At 73.5% G+C, this 18,301-nt stretch carries 15 protein-coding genes; 5 read left to right on the top strand and 10 right to left on the bottom strand.

What is annotated here, in order from left to right; translation table 11 throughout:
- Window position 1 precedes the first annotated feature (1 nt).
- On the top strand, window positions 2-1,954 hold the full coding sequence (locus STTU_RS02290) for a fumarate reductase/succinate dehydrogenase flavoprotein subunit (RefSeq protein ID WP_007819422.1): 1,953 nt from the start codon (window positions 2-4) through the stop codon (window positions 1,952-1,954).
- Window positions 1,951-2,700, top strand: a complete 750-nt coding sequence (locus STTU_RS02285; RefSeq protein WP_009070491.1) for a succinate dehydrogenase/fumarate reductase iron-sulfur subunit — start codon at window positions 1,951-1,953, stop codon at window positions 2,698-2,700. The genes STTU_RS02290 and STTU_RS02285 overlap by 4 nt, the downstream gene beginning before the upstream one ends.
- Before the next feature lie 91 nt (window positions 2,701-2,791).
- Here the strand turns inward: STTU_RS02285 and STTU_RS02280 are convergent, their stop codons facing one another.
- From STTU_RS02280 to STTU_RS02250, 7 genes are all read right to left on the bottom strand, one after another.
- Window positions 2,792-3,574, bottom strand: a complete 783-nt coding sequence (locus STTU_RS02280) for an SGNH/GDSL hydrolase family protein (protein ID WP_007819419.1) — start codon at window positions 3,572-3,574, stop codon at window positions 2,792-2,794.
- Between the two features lie 69 nt (window positions 3,575-3,643).
- A complete protein-coding gene (locus tag STTU_RS02275) occupies window positions 3,644-5,566 on the bottom strand; it encodes a heparinase II/III domain-containing protein (protein ID WP_007819418.1) in 1,923 nt (640 codons plus the stop codon).
- A 160-nt stretch (window positions 5,567-5,726) separates the two neighbouring features.
- Window positions 5,727-6,743 (bottom strand): alpha/beta fold hydrolase, encoded by a 1,017-nt coding sequence (locus STTU_RS02270; protein WP_234019117.1) that lies wholly within the window; start codon window positions 6,741-6,743, stop codon window positions 5,727-5,729.
- Window positions 6,744-6,856: 113 nt separating this feature from the next.
- Window positions 6,857-9,259: an excinuclease ABC subunit UvrA gene (gene uvrA / locus STTU_RS02265; RefSeq protein ID WP_043253848.1), complete on the bottom strand. Its 2,403-nt coding sequence runs from the start codon at window positions 9,257-9,259 to the stop codon at window positions 6,857-6,859.
- Window positions 9,260-9,503: 244 nt separating this feature from the next.
- The gene (locus tag STTU_RS02260) at window positions 9,504-11,546 is read right to left on the bottom strand and encodes a glycosyl hydrolase family 28-related protein (RefSeq protein WP_007819415.1); all 2,043 of its coding nucleotides are present in this window, start codon (window positions 11,544-11,546) and stop codon (window positions 9,504-9,506) included.
- 284 nt (window positions 11,547-11,830) lie between these two features.
- Complete coding sequence (locus tag STTU_RS02255; RefSeq protein WP_007819411.1) at window positions 11,831-13,159, bottom strand: radical SAM protein; 1,329 nt, start codon at window positions 13,157-13,159, stop codon at window positions 11,831-11,833.
- Between the two features lie 104 nt (window positions 13,160-13,263).
- Window positions 13,264-14,268, bottom strand: a complete 1,005-nt coding sequence (locus STTU_RS02250; RefSeq protein ID WP_007819409.1) for an LLM class flavin-dependent oxidoreductase — start codon at window positions 14,266-14,268, stop codon at window positions 13,264-13,266.
- Here STTU_RS02250 and STTU_RS02245 point away from each other — a divergent pair.
- The gene (locus STTU_RS02245) at window positions 14,267-14,845 is read left to right on the top strand and encodes an HAD family acid phosphatase (RefSeq protein WP_007819407.1); all 579 of its coding nucleotides are present in this window, start codon (window positions 14,267-14,269) and stop codon (window positions 14,843-14,845) included. The two genes, STTU_RS02250 and STTU_RS02245, sit on opposite strands and share 2 nt — an antisense overlap.
- Window positions 14,846-14,925: 80 nt before the next feature.
- Here STTU_RS02245 and STTU_RS02240 read toward each other — a convergent pair whose 3' ends face one another.
- Window positions 14,926-15,360 (bottom strand): hypothetical protein, encoded by a 435-nt coding sequence (locus STTU_RS02240; protein ID WP_007819405.1) that lies wholly within the window; start codon window positions 15,358-15,360, stop codon window positions 14,926-14,928.
- A gap of 31 nt (window positions 15,361-15,391) precedes the next feature.
- A complete protein-coding gene (locus tag STTU_RS02235; RefSeq protein WP_009070509.1) occupies window positions 15,392-15,631 on the bottom strand; it encodes a dodecin in 240 nt (79 codons plus the stop codon).
- Window positions 15,632-15,965: 334 nt separating this feature from the next.
- Between STTU_RS02235 and STTU_RS02230 the strand changes: the two genes are divergently transcribed.
- Complete coding sequence (locus tag STTU_RS02230; protein ID WP_043253846.1) at window positions 15,966-17,240, top strand: extracellular solute-binding protein; 1,275 nt, start codon at window positions 15,966-15,968, stop codon at window positions 17,238-17,240.
- A 6-nt stretch (window positions 17,241-17,246) separates the two neighbouring features.
- Window positions 17,247-17,750, top strand: a complete 504-nt coding sequence (locus tag STTU_RS02225) for a hypothetical protein (RefSeq protein ID WP_052862308.1) — start codon at window positions 17,247-17,249, stop codon at window positions 17,748-17,750.
- A gap of 9 nt (window positions 17,751-17,759) precedes the next feature.
- On the opposite strand, the gene STTU_RS02220 is transcribed toward STTU_RS02225, so the two are convergent.
- On the bottom strand, window positions 17,760-18,257 hold the full coding sequence (locus STTU_RS02220) for a DUF1203 domain-containing protein (protein WP_007819398.1): 498 nt from the start codon (window positions 18,255-18,257) through the stop codon (window positions 17,760-17,762).
- Between the last annotated feature and the right edge of the window lie 44 nt (window positions 18,258-18,301).

Here is an 18,301-nt window from a genome sequence, read left to right as displayed (position 1 = left end):
CATGACTGACTTCGTCCAGTACGAGACGGCCGGGCAGCCCCTCGTCGACACCTCGGCCCCCGAAGGCCCCGTCGCCGAGCGCTGGAGCGACTACCGCTTCCACGCCAAGCTCGTGAACCCCGCCAACCGCCGCAAGCACCGCGTCATCGTCGTCGGCACGGGCCTCGCGGGCGGCTCCGCGGGCGCCACCCTCGCCGAGCAGGGCTACCACGTCATCCAGTTCTGCTTCCAGGACTCCCCGCGCCGCGCCCACTCCGTCGCCGCGCAGGGCGGCATCAACGCCGCGAAGAACTACCGCAACGACGGCGACTCCGTGCACCGCCTCTTCTACGACACGGTCAAGGGCGGCGACTTCCGCGCCCGCGAGTCGAACGTGCACCGCCTCGCCGAGATCTCCGTCGAGATCATCGACCAGTGCGTCGCGCAGGGCGTCCCCTTCGCCCGTGAGTACGGCGGCCTCCTCGACAACCGCTCCTTCGGCGGCGTCCAGGTCTCCCGCACCTTCTACGCCCGCGGCCAGACGGGCCAGCAGCTCCTGCTCGGCGCCTATCAGGCGCTCTCGCGGCAGGTCGCCGCCGGGAACATCGAGCTGCACGCGCGCACCGAGATGCTCGAACTGATCATGGTGGACGGGCGCGCCCGCGGCATCGTCGCGCGCGACCTCGTCACCGGCGAGATCGAGACGCACTTCGCGGACGCCGTCGTCCTCGCCTCGGGCGGGTACGGCAACGTCTTCTACCTCTCGACCAACGCGATGAACTCCAACGCGACCGCCATCTGGCGGGCGCACCGCAAGGGCGCGTACTTCGCCAACCCCTGCTTCACGCAGATCCACCCGACCTGCATCCCGCGCACCGGGGACCACCAGTCCAAGCTCACCCTCATGAGCGAGTCGCTGCGCAACGACGGCCGCATCTGGGTCCCGAAGGCCAAGGGCGACGAGCGTCCCCCGAACCAGATCCCCGAGGACGAGCGCGACTACTACCTGGAGCGCATCTACCCCTCCTTCGGCAACCTCGTGCCCCGCGACATCGCCTCCCGCGCCGCGAAGAACGTGTGCGACGAGGGGCGGGGCGTCGGCCCCGGCGGCCAGGGCGTCTACCTCGACTTCGCCGAGGCGATCTCGCGCATGGGCCGCAAGGCCGTCGAGGCCAAGTACGGCAACCTCTTCGACATGTACCAGCGGATCACCGACGAGGACCCCTACAAGGTCCCGATGCGGATCTACCCCGCCGTGCACTACACGATGGGCGGCCTCTGGGTCGGCTACGACCTCCAGACCACCATCCCGGGCCTCTTCGCGATCGGCGAGGCGAACTTCTCCGACCACGGCGCCAACCGCCTCGGCGCCTCGGCGCTGATGCAGGGCCTCGCGGACGGCTACTTCGTCCTCCCCGCCACCATCAACGACTACATCGCGAAGAACCCCAAGCCGGCCGAGGTCACCGCCGAGCACCCGGCGGCCGTCGAGGCCGTGAAGGAGACCACGGACCGCCTGGAGCGCCTCCTCGCCGTCGACGGCGACCGCACCCCCGACAGCTTCCACCGCGAGATCGGCGAGCTGATGTGGGAGTACTGCGGCATGGCGCGCACCGACGAGGGCCTGCGCAAGGCCCTGGCCCGCATCCCCCAGATCCGCGAGGAGTTCTGGAAGCGGATCAAGGTCCCCGGCGAGGGCGCCGAGTTCAACCAGTCCCTGGAGCGCGCCAACCGCGTCGTGGACTACCTCGAACTCGCCGAGTTGATGTGCCTCGACGCGCTGCACCGCGCCGAGTCCTGCGGCGGGCACTTCCGCGTCGAGTCGCAGACCCCGGACGGCGAGGCCGCCCGCAAGGACGAGGAGTTCTCCTACGCCGCCGCCTGGGAGTACACCGGCAGCGGCGAGGCCCCCGTCCTGCACAAGGAAGACCTGGTCTTCGAGTACGTCCACCCCACTCAGCGGAGCTACGCATGAAGCTCACCCTGCGCGTATGGCGCCAGAAGAACGCGGACGCCCCGGGCGCCATGGTCACCTACGAGGTGGACAGCATCTCCGAGGACATGTCCTTCCTCGAAATGCTCGACACCCTCAACGAGGAACTCACCCTCAAGGGCGAGGACCCGGTCGCCTTCGACCACGACTGCCGCGAGGGCATCTGCGGGGCCTGCTCGCTCGTCATCAACGGTGACGCGCACGGCCCCGAGCGCACCACGACGTGCCAGCTCCACATGCGGTCCTTCAAGGACGGCGACACGATCGACATCGAGCCGTGGCGCGCGGCGGCCTTCCCGGTCATCAAGGACCTCGCGGTGAACCGCTCGGCCTTCGACCGGATCATCCAGTCCGGCGGCTACATCTCCGCCGCGACGGGCACCGCGCCCGAGGCCCACTCCACGCCGGTCCCCAAGCCCGACGCGGACTACGCCTTCGAGAACGCCGAGTGCATCGGCTGCGGCGCCTGCGTCGCGGCCTGCCCCAACGGCTCCGCGATGCTCTTCACCTCGGCGAAGATCAACCACCTCAACGTCCTGCCCCAGGGCGCCCCCGAGCGCGAGTCCCGCGTCCTCGACATGGTCGCCCAGATGGACACCGAGGGCTTCGGCGGCTGCACGCTCACGGGCGAGTGCGCCACCGCCTGCCCCAAGGGCATCCCGCTCATGTCCATCACGAACATGAACCGCGAGTGGCTGCGCGCCCAGCGCAAGGCCGGCAAGCGCTGACCCTTCGCGGGGGCGGCCCCACCGCCCCCGCCGTACGCCCCGGGCACCCCCTCCTGACGAGGGGACGACCGGGGCGTACGCGTACCCGCGACTACCGCGCCCGCGCCACCCCCTCCCGCGCCCCCGCCACCGGCTCCAGCGCCCCCGGCACCGACCGCAGCGCGTCGAACCACACCCCGGCCATCCTGTCGTAGCCGGCCGGGGTGAGGTGGACACCGTCCGCGAGGTCGGCCGTCGTCAGCGCCTCGTACATCCGCACCAGGTGCACCCCCGCGTCCTTGCCCGCGAGCGCGCCGGGCAGCGCCTGGTTGTACGCGACGACGCGGGCCTGCTGCGTCGGATCGGTCTGCGGGGGCACCGAGGCCACGAAGATCTCCGCGGCGGGGAGCAGGGCACGTATCCGGTCCACGAGCGCCGAGAGCCGCGCGGGGGCGTTCGCGACGTCGTGGTTCTGGTTGAGGTCGTTGGTGCCGATGAGGAGCAGCACCGTGCGCGGGGACGTCGCGGCGAGCCAGCCCTCGAGCTGGGCGTCGAGCTGGTCGATGCGCCAGCCCGAGTGGCCCTCGTGGTCGTGGTCGCCCAGCTCGGCGGGGCCGTTGGCGAGCGAGCCGACGAAGTCGACGGTGTACCCGGCCTCGGCGAGCCTGCGCCACAGGCCGATCCGGTAGCCGCCGGGGCAGGGCGTGAAGCCGTCGGTGAGCGAGTCGCCGAGCGGCATGACCCGCACGCCGCCGTTCGACTCGCCGGGCACGTCGGCGGCGGCCGGGCGGGCGCCGAACGCCACCCCGGCCGCCGCACCCGCGCCGACGAGCAGGAAGCCGCGGCGCGAGAGGGGACGGACCCCCCGGGCAGTACCGTCTTGAGCTGATCTCACGGTGAACTCCTTCGCTTTCGTGGGGGAAGTGCGAGTGGTTCGGTGGAGCAGCCGGGGGGAGGGGCGGGGTCAGTCGGCGGGCCGCGCGCTCAGGACGTGCGTGCCCTCGGCCCCCGGCGCACGCGCGGTGAGGACGAGCCGGTGCACGGCTTCGCCCCACATCCGGGTGAAGGCGGGGTCCTCCAGGACGACGGTCTCGACCTCGGCGGCGAAGGCGGCGTCGTCCCACGCCAGCGCGAGCCCGCGCCCCCGCGGCGGCCGTACGAGGGCCCGCCCGGCGCCCGCCGCGGTCACCTCGCCGCCGAGCAGCAGGTGGAGAACGAGCCGTTCCGGGGCCGCGTCGAGCCGCCAGGCGTCCCGGACCTCGACGCGCGGCTCCTCGCCCCGTACCAGCGCCGCCGTGCGCTCCCAGGCCCGCAGGCCCGCCCGCTCCGGGTACGCGCCCGCGAGGTCGAGCGTCAGCGCGGCGCGCCCCGGAGCCAGCTCGGCGCGCGCCCCACGCGCGGCGAAGTCCCGGCCCGGCGGCTGCCCGTGGCCGTTCACCTCGGGCACGTTGTGGTACGCGCTCGTCATCGACCAGATCCCGTACCGCTCCCGCCCGAAGGTCTCCCTCCGGTACGTGCCGACGCCGACGTCGATGATCAGTGGCCGCGCGTCCACGGCGACGAGCAACGAGCCGACGTCGTTGTGGTTGTGGCTCTCGTCGTTGTGCCCGCCCTTCGCCGCGAGCAGCAGACCGCGCGTCGTCCCCTCCGCCTCGCGCGCCACGAGCACCTGCGTGCCGGGGAGCCAGCCCTGACCGGGCAGCGGGAGCGTCGCCTCCTCCGCCGCCCGCCACGCCGGGTCGAGCAGCGCGCCGAGGACCCGCCGCAGGTCGTACGGTGTGGCGTCCTCGGGCAGGACCGGGTCCGCCGTGCCCCGCAGGGCCCGCGCGTGCGCGGCCACGTCCGGCTGCCCCGTGCGCAGCCCGTACCGGTACAGGACCGCCGGGGTGGCCTCGCGCAGCCGGGCCGGGCCGTCCGCGAAGCTCACCGACCACCCGTCACCGACGTGCATGAGCAGCGGATACCGCGCCGTGTCCCGGATCAGCGGCTCGGTGAGGACCGCCTCGCCCGTGCCGAGCAACGAGATCAGCAGCTCCAGGCACTCGAAGAGGGAGGCGCCCGCGCGCCACCAGTAGTGCGGGCCCTCGTCGCAGCCGCCGTCCGCCGGTTGCGCCACGAGGTAGTGGTCGAGCCCGCGCACGATCTTGCCGACGAGCGCCGCGCGCGAGGCCCGGTCCTCGACCGTAAGCGCCGTCGCGAGCAGGAGGTCCGAGTGGATCCACGGGTTCCAGTTGTTGAGCTTGGCCGTCGAACCGTCGTACCAGCCCCACTCGGAGCGCTCCAGGTACGGGCCGAGCACCCGCGTCCACACCTCGCCGCGCATCCTGCGCCGGAGCAGCGGGTCGCGCGCGTCGAGCGCGTCCCCCGCGAGCGCGTCCGCGAGCGAGAGGAGCACCGCGGTCGTCGCCGCGCCCAGGTCGAGCGTCGGGACCTCGGGGTCGGGGAGCAGCCCCTGCCGCGCGTCGAGGACGCGGAAGTCATGTGCGGGCCACACCCACGAGGTCTCCTCGCACAGCGCCCACACGCCGTCCATGACCTCGTCGGCGAAGGCGGCGGAGGCCGCCGGGGCCGCCCCGTCGTCGGCGCCGTCCGCCGCCGCGAGCGCCAGCAGCGCGCGGCCCAGTCTCGCCCGCCGCGCGTCCCACGGCGCCTGGTACGCCGCGCGGTCCCCGTCCCGCGCGAACCGCGCGAAGAGCGAGGCGGGCAGCGCGGGCCACGGCTCGCCGAGCGCCGCCCGCGCCTCGCCGAGCACCCGGGCGCGCGTCGCCTCGTCGAACGGCCACTTCTCGCCGGGCGCCGGTACGGGACTCCACTCCCCGAGCGCCGGGAGCCGCGCCTCCACGAGGCCGGGCGGGAACCAGTCGGCGAGCGAGGGGGCTGAGGGCATGCCGGGGACTCCTCGGACAGGGGCGGGCGGCGCGCCGGGGGAGCGGCGCGCGTACGGAAGGCGGCGGCCCTGTCATGAAAAGCGATGGGCGGGACGAGGTCAATGGCCCGGACGGCACGGGCAGAAAACGCTTGCCATGCGGGCCGTCACGGGTCCTCGGTCACCGGTCCAGACCGGCCAGCCACTCCACGAGCAGCGCGCCGACCTCGTCGGGCCGCTCCTGCTGCACCCAGTGCCCGCAGTCGTCCAGAAGGTGGGTGCCCCTGAGCCCCGGCAGGGTGCGGGGGAAGGCGTCCACGGCCTCGGAGAGCCAGGCGAGCGAGGCGTCCTCGCGGCCCGCGAGGAAGAGCGAGGGCTGCCGCAGCGGTTCGCCCTCCCAGGCCGCGAGGTCTTCCCAGTCCCGGTCCATCACGCGGTAGCGCGCGAGCGCGCCCCCGAACCCGGTGCGCTCGAACTCCGCGGCGTACACGTCGAGTTCTTCCTCGCTCAGCCACGAGGGCAGCGGCCCGTCCACGAAGCGCTCCCGCATCGCGTGCCCGCGCGGCACGAAGAACGGGCCGGGCGGCACGACGCCGCTCCGCCCGGAGAGCGTCGTGTAGAACCCGGCGAGCCAGCCCCGTACGTCCTGCTCCATCTCGGCCTCGGCGACGCCGGGGCGCTGGAGGAACGGCACGTAGAACTCCTCCTCGCCGCCCATCGCGGCGAAGACCTCCGAAGGGCGGGGCCCGCCCGGCGGGGTGTACGGGACGCCGAGCAGCGCGATCGCCGAGAACATCTCGGGGCGCAGCAGCCCGGCCTGCCCGGCGAGCGTGGCGCCCCAGTCGTGCCCGGCGAGCACCGCCCGCTCCTCGCCCAAGGCCCGGACGAGCGACACGAGTTCACCGACCAGTGCGACGGCCCGGTAAGCCTCGGTGTCCCCGGGGCGCGAGGAGCGTCCGTACCCCCGCGCTTCCACGGCGACGGCGCGGTACCCGGCGGCGGCGAGCACCGGCAACTGGTGCCGCCACGCGTGCAACGACTCGGGGAAGCCGTGGAGCAGCAGCACGAGCGGACCCTCGCCCTGCTCGACCACGTGCACCCGCCCTCCGGGGAGTGCGAGCAGGCGGTGGCGGGCGGGCGGAACGGGAGCGGTCACGGGAACCTCCGGGAGACGCGCGGATCGGACACCTCCGAGCATTCGCCCAGGTCGCGCGGGGGCCAAGCGGACTTGCCGGGACGGCAAAACCGGCTCCCCTCCGGCGCCGCGTCCGACCGCCCCGATCGAGGATCGTCAGGGGGCGGGCCGCGCCCTCACCCCAGCGCGGCGCGCAGGTACGCGGCCGTCCTGCTCCCCTCCGCCTTCGCCACGTCCTCGGGACGGCCCTCCGCGACGAGGTGGCCGCCCCGGTCGCCGCCGCCCGGACCGAGGTCGACGACCCAGTCCGCCGAGGCGACGACCGCCATGTCGTGCTCGACGACCACGACCGTGTCGCCCGCGTCGACGAGGCGGTTGAGCTGGCGGAGCAGCACGTCGACGTCGGCGGGGTGCAGGCCCGTCGTGGGCTCGTCGAGGATGTAGGCGGTGTGGCCGCGGTGGACGCGCTGCAACTCGGTCGCGAGCTTGATGCGCTGGGCCTCGCCGCCCGACAATTCCGTGGCCGGCTGGCCGAGGCGCAGGTAGCCGAGGCCGACGTCGAGGAGCGTGCGCAGGCTGCGCGCGACGGCGGGGACGTCCGCGAAGAAGTCCGCGGCGGACTCGACCGTCAGGCCGAGGACGTCCGCGATGTTCCTGCCCCGGTAGCGCACGGCGAGCGTGTCCGGGTTGTAGCGGGCCCCGTGGCAGTCCGGGCAGGGCGCGTAGGTGCTGGGCAGGAAGAGGAGTTCGACCGAGACGAAGCCCTCGCCCTGGCACGTCTCGCAGCGCCCCCCGCTGTTGTTGAACGAGAACCGCCCCGCCCCGTACCCGCGCGCCTTCGCCTCGTCCGTCGCCGCGAAGACCTTCCGCACGGTGTCGAAGAGGCCCGTGTACGTGGCCAGGTTGGAGCGGGGCGTCCGGCCGATGGGGCGCTGGTCGACCCGTACGACGCGCTGGACGCCCTCCGCCCCTTCGAGCGCCGTGTACGGCGCCTCCGGGCCCGAGTCCGCACCGCGTGCCCGCGCGTCGAGCGCGCCCGCGAGGACGTCGGGGACGAGCGTCGACTTGCCCGAGCCCGAGACCCCGGTCACGGCGGTGAGCACGCCGAGCGGCACGCGGACGTCGACGCCCTCGATGTTGTGCTTGCGCACTCCGCGCAGGCGGACCCACCCGGTGGGCTCGCGCGGCGGCGCCAGGCGCGGGCGCGGGCCGCCGAAGAGGTAGTCCCGCGTCACCGAGGCGGTGACTTCCTGGAGCCCGCCCACGGGCCCGCTGTGCAGCACCTCGCCGCCGTGCTCCCCGGCCCCGGGGCCGACGTCCACGAGCCAGTCGGCGTGCCGCATGACCGTGAGGTGGTGCTCGACGACGAAGACCGAGTTCCCGGCCTGCTTGAGCCCGTGCAGGACGTCGAGCAGCGCCTCCGTGTCGGCGGGGTGCAGCCCCGCGGAGGGCTCGTCGAGCACGTACACGACACCGAAGAGCCCCGAGCGGAGCTGACTCGCGAGGCGCAGGCGCTGCAGTTCGCCGGCCGAGAGCGTCGGGGTGGCGCGGTCGAGCGAGAGGTAGCCGAGGCCGAGGCCGATGACCGTCTCGACGCGCGGGAGCAGGTCCTCGACGAGCACGCGTGCCGTGTTCCCGCCGCCCGCCTCGCGCAGCATCGCGGCGAGCGCGGTGAGCGGCAGCCGGACCGTCTCGGCGATCGTCCGCCCCGCGAAGGTCACGGCGAGGGCCTCCGGCTTGAGCCGCGTCCCGTGGCAGACGGGGCACGGCTCGCTCGCGAGGAAGCGCGCCGCCTTGGCACGCAGCGCGTCGCTCTTGGAGTCGGCGAAGGTCTTCAGGACGTAGCGGCGCGCGCTCTGGTACGTGCCCTGGTACGGGCGCTGCACGCGCCCCGCCTCGCGGACCGGCTCGACGGTGACGGTCGGTGTCTCCTCGGTGAAGAGGATCCACTCGCGGTCCGCCGGGTCCAGCTCCCGCCACGGCCGGTCCACGTCGTAGCCGAGCGCGTCGAGCACGTCCCGCAGGTTCTTGCCCTGCCAGGCACCCGGCCACGCGGCGATCGCGCCCTCGCGGATCGTGAGGGAGGGGTCGGGGACGAGCAGTTCCTCGGTCGTGCGGTGCACGCGGCCGAGGCCGTGGCACGCGGGGCAGGCGCCCACGGCCGTATTGGGCGAGAAGGAGTCCGAGTCGAGCCGCTCCGCGCCCTCGGGGTAGGTCCCGGCGCGCGACCAGAGCATGCGGAGCAGGTTGGAGATCGTGGTGACGGTGCCGACCGAGGAGCGCGAGGAACCGGCCGAGCGGCGCTGCTGGAGCGAGACGGCGGGCGGGAGCCCGGTGATCTCGCCGACGTGCGGGGCGCCCACCTGGTGGATGAGCCGTCTGGCGTACGGGGCGACGGACTCGAAGTAGCGGCGCTGGGCCTCGGCGTAGATCGTCCCGAAGGCGAGCGAGGACTTCCCCGAGCCCGAGACGCCGGTGAAGACGGCGAGGACGTCGCGCGGCACGTCGACATCGACGTCCCGCAGATTGTTCTCGCGCGCGCCGCGCACCCGGACGTAGGGATCGTGGGGGCTCTCCATAGGGCGATCGTAGGCAGCCGGGGGAGTCCCCGCAGGTCCGGGGCGGGAGGAGGGGGCCGGGAGCGGGTCGGGGCGGGTACGGGGGAGCGGCCGTACGCGAGAAGGTGCCGACCGGGCCTTGGCCGTCCCGGTCGGCACCTGGATCTCGGCGCCCGCCCTCCACCCAGCGGGCCGCCTCACGCGACGGGCCGCGTCACACGGTGCGTCGCCTCACACGGTGCGTCGCCTCATGCGGCGCACCGCGTCACCACGGCTGCGGCGCGGGCGGTGCGACCACCGGCGGCCGGTCGTCGCACGTGAGCGTGTTGGGCAGCTCCCACGGGGCGAGCCACGGGCCGGTCGTGCCGCCGCCGTCGTTGCCGCCGAGGTCCTTGACGGTGAACTCGGAGCCCGTCGCGGGGAAGTTGAAGGAACCGCAGTTGTTGACGCCGACCGCGCCCACGTTCCGCGCGTCCACGTTCTCGAAGGAGGCGGAGCCGGCGACGCGCGCGCTGAGCACCGAGGTGCCCGTGCCGTCGACGCGCACGTCCTTGAACTTCAGGCCCTCCAGCTTGACCTTGTCCTTCACGCCGTAGTCGCTGACCAGCATGATCGCGTTGTAGGTGCTGTCGAGGTAGTGGTCGCCCGTGACGCGGATGTCCGCGTCGATGTCGCGGTCGAGCGCGTAGAACCAGATGGCGCCGAGGCCGATCTTCCAGTTGAGGTCGAGCGTCCCGGCGCGGACGGTCGTGTTGTCGCGGAAGTCGAGACGGCCCGTGAAGGGCTCGGCGCCGAAGCGGGAGCCCGCGTGCAGGCCGCTGCCCTCGCGGACCGGGTCGGCGACGAGGTTGTCGCTCACCGTGGTGTTCTCGCCGCCGTAGATCGCGATGGCGTTGGCGAGGACGGGGGACTGGACGGTGTTGTGGTCGAAGGTGTTGCCGCTGTTCTGCGTCTTGTCGGCCCACATCGCGAGCCCGTCGTCGCCCGAGTTGCGGACGAAGACGTCGCGGACGAGGGAGTCGCGGACGCCGGTGTGGAAGTTGATGCCGTCGGCGATCTGGTCGGCGATGACCGTGTCCGTGACCCGTGTGTTCCGCATCGGTCCGTCGAACCACAGGCCGACCTTGGTGTGGTGCAGGTAGAGGCCGCTGATCGTCGAGTCGCTCATGGCGCCGCCGATCGCGTTGACCTGGTCGGTGTCGACGCGCTCCCTGACGTCGCCCTCGATCGCGAACCCGGAGAGGTGCACGTTCCTGGAGCCGCCGTCCTCGGCGGACTTGCCGTAGAGGCCGACGCCCGTGTGCGTCGAGCCGTCGGCGGCGGGCTCGTCGAGCGCGACCTCCTTGCCCTTGAGGACCGTGTACCAGCTTCCCGCGCCCTCGACGGTGACGTCGTCCACGACGATGTGCCGGTTGACCTGGTACGTCCCCGGCGGCAGATAGACCTTCAGGTGGGCGCGCCTGGCGAAGGCGATGGCGCGCTCGATCGCCGCCGCCGAGTCCTTGCGGCCCGTCGGGTCGGCGCCGAAGGCGAGGACGTTCGCGGAGAGGAGCCGCACCTCGGGCGCGGCGATCCTCTCGGAGTCGAGCAGGTCGATCGCGGTCCACGCGGCGCCGCTGCCGCGCGGCACGGTGAGCCGCACCTTCTCGCCGGCGCGGTACGCGCGGTCGAGGCGGAGCCGCTGCTCGTCGTAGAAGTGGCTGGGCCGGAAGGGCTTGTCGAAGGACGGCGCGGGCGTCGTGGCGGCCGGTACGCAGTCGCACTCGGTGGTCCACCAGTCGGCGTGCAGGAGGTCGCCCTGCGGGTCGTTCGAGAAGGGGTACTGGTTGTAGAGCCACGCGTACCGCGAGGTCAGCGTCATCGTGGCGCGCTTCTTCCCGCCCACGGACACGTCGAGCGGCGCCGTGATCCCGCCGCCCTGCGGCGCGTCGGGGATGCTGTAGCGCACGGTGAGCGCGTTGGCGTCCTTCGGCAGCGTGAACTCGACGTACTGGCCGGGCGTCAGCTTCACGGCGGAACGGCCGCTCGCCTCGGAGGGGAGCTGGTACGGGGTGCGGTCGGGCCCGAGCACGGTCCCGTCGGTCGCGGCGTGCTCGGCCTCCTGCTCGGCGAAGCCGACGCGGGCGCCGCGCCCGGCGACGAGCGAGGGGTCGAGTCCCGCGCGGGTGACGGCGGGACCCGCGCTCGCGGGCTCCGAGGCGAGGGCGGGGGCCGCGCTCAGGAGCCCGGCGCCGAGCGCGGCGGCGGTCAGGGCGGCGAGCAGGGCGGGTCTGCGGCGGACGGCGTGCGCGGCGTGCCTGTTGATCACGGGCGTTCCTCTCGAACCATGGGGCACCACGGGAAGCGGGAGCAGCCGCGTGCGTATGGGGGGAGGAGACGTGCGCCGGAAGCTCCGGACACATTAAGGCCCGTCAGCCGACGGCGCACAAGACACGGGCGTGAGCTTTTTCATGTGTCTGTCGGCTGAATGCGCTTGCTTGCGCAGTTCTTGCGAGACGGCTTGCGGTGGGGCGCTTGTTCCGGAGTACGCCGAAGGCCCCCGTACCGGCGGCGGTACGAGGGCCTTCGCGGGCCGTCAGGGGAGCGCGGGCGTCACACGACGCTCGGCGCCACCGAACTGTTCGGGTCGAGGCTGTCCATGAAGGAGCTGACCGAGAAGACGGCGTTGCCCGCGCCCGCAGGGCCGTAGCCGGGGGGCGAGGAGAGCCCGTACTCCTCCATCGTCGCCCGGTACGCCTGGAGCAGCCGGATGTGGTACTCCAGCGGCGCCCCGCCCGGGTTCGTCTTGCCGAGCGGCGTGGTCGGCTCCGGGCACCACGTCGTGAAGCGCGGCGTGATCCCGTGCGACATGAAGAAGCGCAGACCCTCGGTCGTCGACGCGATCGCCTCGTCCACGGTCGTGAAGCCGAAGGGCTCGGCCATCTCGACGCCCGCGACGAAGTTCGGGATGACGTTGCGCGCGCCGAAGATCTCGGCCGAGTCCAGGATGCGCTTGTGCCACTCGTCGCGGCCGACGTAGCGCTCCTTGCCGGGGCAGTACAGCTCGAAGAGCCGCCGGTCCCACACCTCGAAGTTGGGGTGGTAGATCTGCACCCCGTAGTCCTTGAAGCGCTGGACGTCGTCCTTGGGCAGCGCCTGCGCGACGACCTTGCCGATCCAGCGGCCGGGGAAGCGCTCCTCGATCGCCTTCGCGTAGTGCCCGTAGAAGTCCGCCTCGTCGCGCCCGGCGACCTTCGAGGTGATCGCGCCGCCGGTGAGCGTGTAGGCGGTGGACGTCTTGCCCGTGTCGTACTTGTCGATGATCTCCAGCGCCTCCAGGACCTCGTCCACGTCCTTCACGCCGGTGTAGGGGCGGCCCGCCGCCTTGTGCTGGCGCCAGTTGTGGTTGATGTCGCAGTACTGGCACTCCTCCTTGGCACCGAAGTACTGGCAGACCCTGAACACGGTGAGATAGATCAGGTAGCCCCACTGGATCGTGGGCGCGACCTCCATCACCGACTTGCCGTTCGAGAGCTTGTGCTTGTAGTACTCCGGCATCGGCGGCACGCCCACGTCCGCGATCCGCTTGCCGTCGAGGAACAGCGCGAGCATCCCGTCCTCGTCGGCGGCGACCCGGTAGGGCGAGGCCGGGTTCACGCGCACGGAGACGACGGTGCGGCGCAGGTCGTAGGGGCCGCCGGTGAGGACGATCTCCTCGGGCGGGCGGCGCAGCGCGGCCTCGCCCAGCTCCGGGAGCGTCCCGTGGTCGAAGGAGAAGATGAAGTACGACTTCGGTTTGACCTCGCCCGACTCGTTGTCGCTCAGCGCCGACTTGTCGAAGGCCACGCCGCCGCGCAGCAGGTCCTCCTTGAAGACCGCTTCCCTCGGTACCCCGGGGAACCGCTCAAGGAGGTCCTCCACCAGGGCCGTACGGCTGTCCATCCTCACTCCTCACTTCTCCCCCGTGTCCTGGCCGCCCACGGTAGACCCCCGCGCGCGACACGTCTGGCACCCCTCCTGCCCCGCATGGCCGGGGGCACCGGGGTCTATTGTCCGGTTCGCCCCGCGAGCCCGGTCAGCCGGGCCAGCCTCCGGTACGAATCGACGAGCGCGGCGCGGTCGTACGTGCTCGTCGTCACGAGGTACTCGTCGGCGCCCGTACGGCTCAGCAGCCGCTCCAGCTCCGCCGCGACCTCCTCCTCGGTGCCGGCGACGTGCCCGCGCAGCGCGTCCTCGTAGAGCGGGCGCTCCCGCTCGCCCAGCGTCCGCCGCGCGACCTCCTCGGCCGGGAGGAGCGGAGGGAAGACACCCCGGGTGCGGGACCACATCGAGGCGTACGCCTCGGGGAGGAGCAGCCGCCGCGCCTCCTCCGTCGTCCCGGCGACGGCGACCGTCCCGGAGAGGACGACGTACGGGTCCGGGTTCCCCGGCGAGGGGCGGAAATCCGCCCGGTAGGCGTCGAGCGCGCGCAGCAGCTCGTCCTCGCCCCGTACCGCCGCGATCACGAGCGGCAGCCCGGCACGCGCGGCGAGGCCCGCGCCCCGGCCGGTGGCGAGGACGAAGAACGGCGGGCGCAGGCCCTCGGCGGTGACCGCGCGCACGCCCGGATAGGTGGACTGCGTGCCGTCGAACCAGCCGCGCAGCTCCGCGAGCTGGGCGCCGAAGCGCTCCAGGGCCGCGTCCTCCTTGTCGTGCCCGAGCGCGCGCCGCACCTCGTTGGTGAAGCCGACCGAGCGGCCGAGACCGAGGTCGGCGCGGCCCGGGTGCAGGCCCGCGAGGACCCCGAACTGCTCGGCCACGACGAACGGCCGGTGATTGGGCAGCATGACGCCGCCCGTGCCGACCCTGATCCGCTCCGTCGCCCCCGCCACGGCCGTCGCGAGCACGAGCGGGGCCGCTCCGGCGACACCGGGCACCCCGTGGTGCTCGGCGACCCAGAAGCGGTGGTACCCGAGCGCCTCCGCCTCCCGGGCGAGGGCGACCGTGTCGCGCAGGGCCTCGCCCGCCGAGTGCCCCTCGCGCACACGGGAGCGGTCGAGCACGGAGAACATGGTGGTGTCGATGGCGGAACTCACGGACGTGATCAACGCCGCGAGCGCGCGCGGGATTCCCGGCGGGCTTCCGCCGTACGGTGGGGGCGTGCGCGACACCCGGCCGCTGGCCCTCTTCGACCTCGACAACACGCTCTCGGACGCGGGGCACCGGCAGCACTTCCTGCGCGGTGCCCGCAAGGACTGGCCGGGCTTCTTCGCCGCGGCGGTCGACGACCCGCCGCTCGCCGACGGTCTCGCGCTCGTCCGCAGGACGGAGGCGGAGGGCACCGCGATCGGCTACCTGACCGGGCGTCCGGAGCGCTGCCGGGCCGACACGGCGCGCTGGCTCGCGGAGCAGGGACTGCCCGAGGGGCCGCTGTGGCTGCGCGGCGACGCGGACCGCAGGCCGGCCAGGGTCACCAAACTGGAGCGGCTGCGCGCCCTGGCCCGTACCCGCCCGGTCGCCTTCCTCGCGGACGACGACGAACTCGTGTGCCGCGACGCGGAGGCGGCGGGCTTCCGCGTCGTACGGGCGGTGTGGGGGCGAGAGGCGACGGAACTGCACGAGGCGCAGGAGAAGGACGGGCGCACGTGACCCCCCCTGCCGCTACGGCGCACTCCGGCCGCTAGGGGCACACCCCCGGCCGCTACGGGCCTACGGCACACCCCCGGCCGTTACGGCGCCCAGTGCGCCCGCAGCGTCGTGAGCCGGTCGGCGTCCACCTCCGGGGGGACATGGGCCCTCGCCCGCACCGCCGAGAGGAAGTCCACCGGCAGGCGGACGTGCGCGCGGGCGACGTAGTGCGCGAGGTCGAGACGCCAGACCCAGGTCCCGTCGGTGAGGAGTGAGGCCGCGCGGGTGAGCGGCGGCGTGCGCGGGGCGAGGACATCGGGCAGCGCGGCCCGTACGACGTGCAGGAGCAGGCCCGCGCGGAGGTAGGCGAGCAGCTCCGGCTCGTCCGACTCGCCCCGCCCCCGCGTGGCCGCGCGCAGCGACCCCGCGTCGCGCGCCGGGCGGGGGCGCGCGCCGGGCAGCCCGGAGAAGAACCCGAGCGGGAGTCCCGCCGCCTCGACGCGGGGTGACGCCGCGTCCGCGGCCCGCGCCCGCACGGCCCGCGCCCCTGCCGCTCCGCCCGCGCCCTCAGGCCCCCGCGTCGCCCGTCGCCTCGTCGGCGCCGTCGATGCGGAAACCGACCTTGAGGCCCACCTGGTAGTGCTCGATCTCGCCGTTCTCGATGTGCCCGCGCACCTGCGTCACCTCGAACCAGTCGAGATTCCGCACCGTCTGTGCCGCTCGCCTGATGCCGTTGCGGATCGCGTCGTCGCAGCCCTCGGTCGAGGTGCCGACGATCTCGGTGACCCGGTAGACGTGCTCGCTCATCGCGTCGCTCTCCTCGCAGTCGTACGGTTCCGGGCGATCGGTCCCGGAGGCCGCCCGCCGTGACGGGCGCCGTCCGGCAGGTGCCCGTTCCACGGTGACGCACTCCCGGCGGGGGCGCGAGGCGAGGAGACCGCAACGTGGAAGACGCGGCGGGCGGGGAGCGGAGCCGGGCAGGCGTGGACAGCGAGTGATCACTTCGTGTCTTTCTCGTGTCCCGGACACCCCTTGACCCTTCGCAAAGGTCCATACCAAACTCGTGACACACCCGTCACGCGCCGCAGGCGTCCCCCACGCCGGGTCCCTCCTGCCTGTTCGCGGACAGAAAGCCACCCACGTGAAGAACCGCCGCCTGCTCGCCTCCGCCGCGCTGCTCACCTCGACCGCCGTCCTGTGCGGCTGCGGGGTCCTGCCGGGCTCGGGCGGGGACCGTAAGACCGTCACCGTGTGGCTCATGAAGGACAGCGCGTCCGCCGCCTTCCTCAAGCGCTTCACCGAGGACTTCGAGAAGCAGCACGACGACCTCAAGGTCGACATCAAGATCCAGTCGTGGAACGGCATCGTCGAGAAGGTCGGCAAGGCGCTCAAGGGCGGCGAGGACGTCGAGGTGCCCGACGTCGTCGAGGTCGGCAACACCCAGGTGGCGCGGTACGTCGACCAGGGCGGGCTGTACGACCTGACGCTGGAGTCGATGCGCGACCTCGGTATGGACGACTGGCTCCCCGGCCTCGCCGAGCCGGGCCGCTTCAACGGCACGCAGTACGGCGTGCCGTGGTACGCGGCCAACCGCGTCGTCATCTACAACAAGGAGCTCTTCGACCAGGCCGGCATCGCCAAGCCCCCGCGCGACCGCACCGAGTGGCTGCACGACACCGACCTGCTCAACCGGGGCGGCAACCAGGGCATCTACCTCGCGGGACAGGACTGGTACACCCTCTCGGGCTTCATCTGGGACGAGGGCGGCGACCTCGCCAAGGACACGGGCGCCGGCTGGAAGGGCAGCATCGACAGCTCCGACGCGCTCGCCGGGATGGACTTCTACGCCCAGCTCCAGGCCCTCGGCAAGGGCCCGAAGACGGCCGACGAGGAGCACCCGCCGCAGACCCAGGTCTTCGCCAAGGGCGGGGTCGGCCAGATCATCGCGGTGCCCGGCGCGGCCTCGCTGATCGTGGAGCAGAATCCGGAGCTCAAGGGCAAACTGGGCTTCTTCCCGGTCCCGGGCAAGACCGCGGCCAAGCCGGGCGCCGTCTTCACCGGCGGCTCCGACCTCGTCGTCACGCGCCGCTCCGACGACCACGGCGCCGCCCTCAAGGTCGTCGCCGAACTCGCCGGGGAGCGCTGGCAGAAGGACCTCGCCAAGACGATGAACTACGTCCCCAACAAGACGACCCTCGCGGGCGCCGTCTCCGACGAGCCCGGCGCCGCCGCGATGGCCAAGGGCGCCAAGTCGGGCCACGCCACGCCCAATTCGCCCCGCTGGGCGAGGGTCGAGGCGGACAACCCGATCAAGACCTACATGACGAAGGTCCTGACGGGCGGTGACAAGGAGGAGGCGGCCCGGGAGGCGTCGAAGGCGATCACGAAGGCGCTCGACGTCAACAGGACGGGCTGAGGGCGGATGCCGCCCCGCCCGCCCCCACGGACCCGGCCCCGCGCGGTCGCCGCACCCGTCACGGACCTGTCCACGGCGGCGCGCGCGGTGCGCCGCGCCGGAGTGGTCCTCGTGCTCGCGTGCCTGTGCTTCGCGCTGTCCGCGCGCGCCGAGCACACCCGGACGGCGGTCCTCGTGCTGTTGCTCGCGGGTGCCGCGCGGATGCTCGCCGAGATGCTCCTCGGCTCGGAGTCCTGGGAGATCGGCTTCTTGCTCGCGCCTCCCGACCGGCAGGGCCAGTACCAGGGCTTCTACGGGGCCGGGACGGCCGTCGCGCGCTCGGCGGGCCCGCTCCTGCTCACCGTTCTCGTGCGCGGCCTCGGCACGCGCGGCCGGCTCGCGCTCGCCGCGCTCTTCCCCGGCACGGGCCTCGCGACAGGCCCGGCGGTACGGCACGCGGCGGCCCGCGGGGAGAGCCGGTCGGTCCCCGGCCCCGCGGTGTCCGCGCCGCCCGCCCCGGACACCGCGTGACGGGCCGCCTCACCCCCGCGTGACCGCGAACATCCAGCATCCCCAGGCGACGTTCCGGCTGTGCACCCGCGCCACACCCGGGAGCGCGAGGAGCGTGGCGAGCGCGGCCTCCGGGTCCCGCCCGTCGTGGACCCGCGTCGCCTCGTGGATGCGGCCCCGCCCGTCGTAGGCCCGCAGGACCTGCGGCCGCCCGCGCCAGTCCCCGGGGTACGCGGCGGGGTCGGCCGGGCGCGGGCACGGCGCCGCGTGCGCGAAGACCGCGCCCACCTCGCGGTACGGGCTCTCCGGCAGGGGCGGCGCGAAACCGAAGAGGAGCAGGCCCTCGCCCGGCACCGCGTCGCGCAGACAACAGCGCAGCGGCTCGCCCCCCTCCGCGCAGAGCCGCTCGGCGGGCCGGTCCAGCGCGTCGCGCCCCGTGCCGCGCACGCGGTCGAGGACGGTGGCGGGCAAGGGGTGGAAGCGGAGGGCGAAAGGGGGGGCTGGGGCGAGCGGTGCGGAGAGGTCCATGCCCGCCAGCCTCCACCGCCGACGCGGCGATGGCTGGCGGGAAT

This window comes from Streptomyces sp. Tu6071 (assembly GCF_000213055.1).
In the GTDB taxonomy this organism is placed as follows: domain Bacteria; phylum Actinomycetota; class Actinomycetes; order Streptomycetales; family Streptomycetaceae; genus Streptomyces; species Streptomyces evansiae.
Note: the sequence above shows the minus strand (reverse complement) of the source record. Positions and strands in the feature narration are given on the sequence as shown.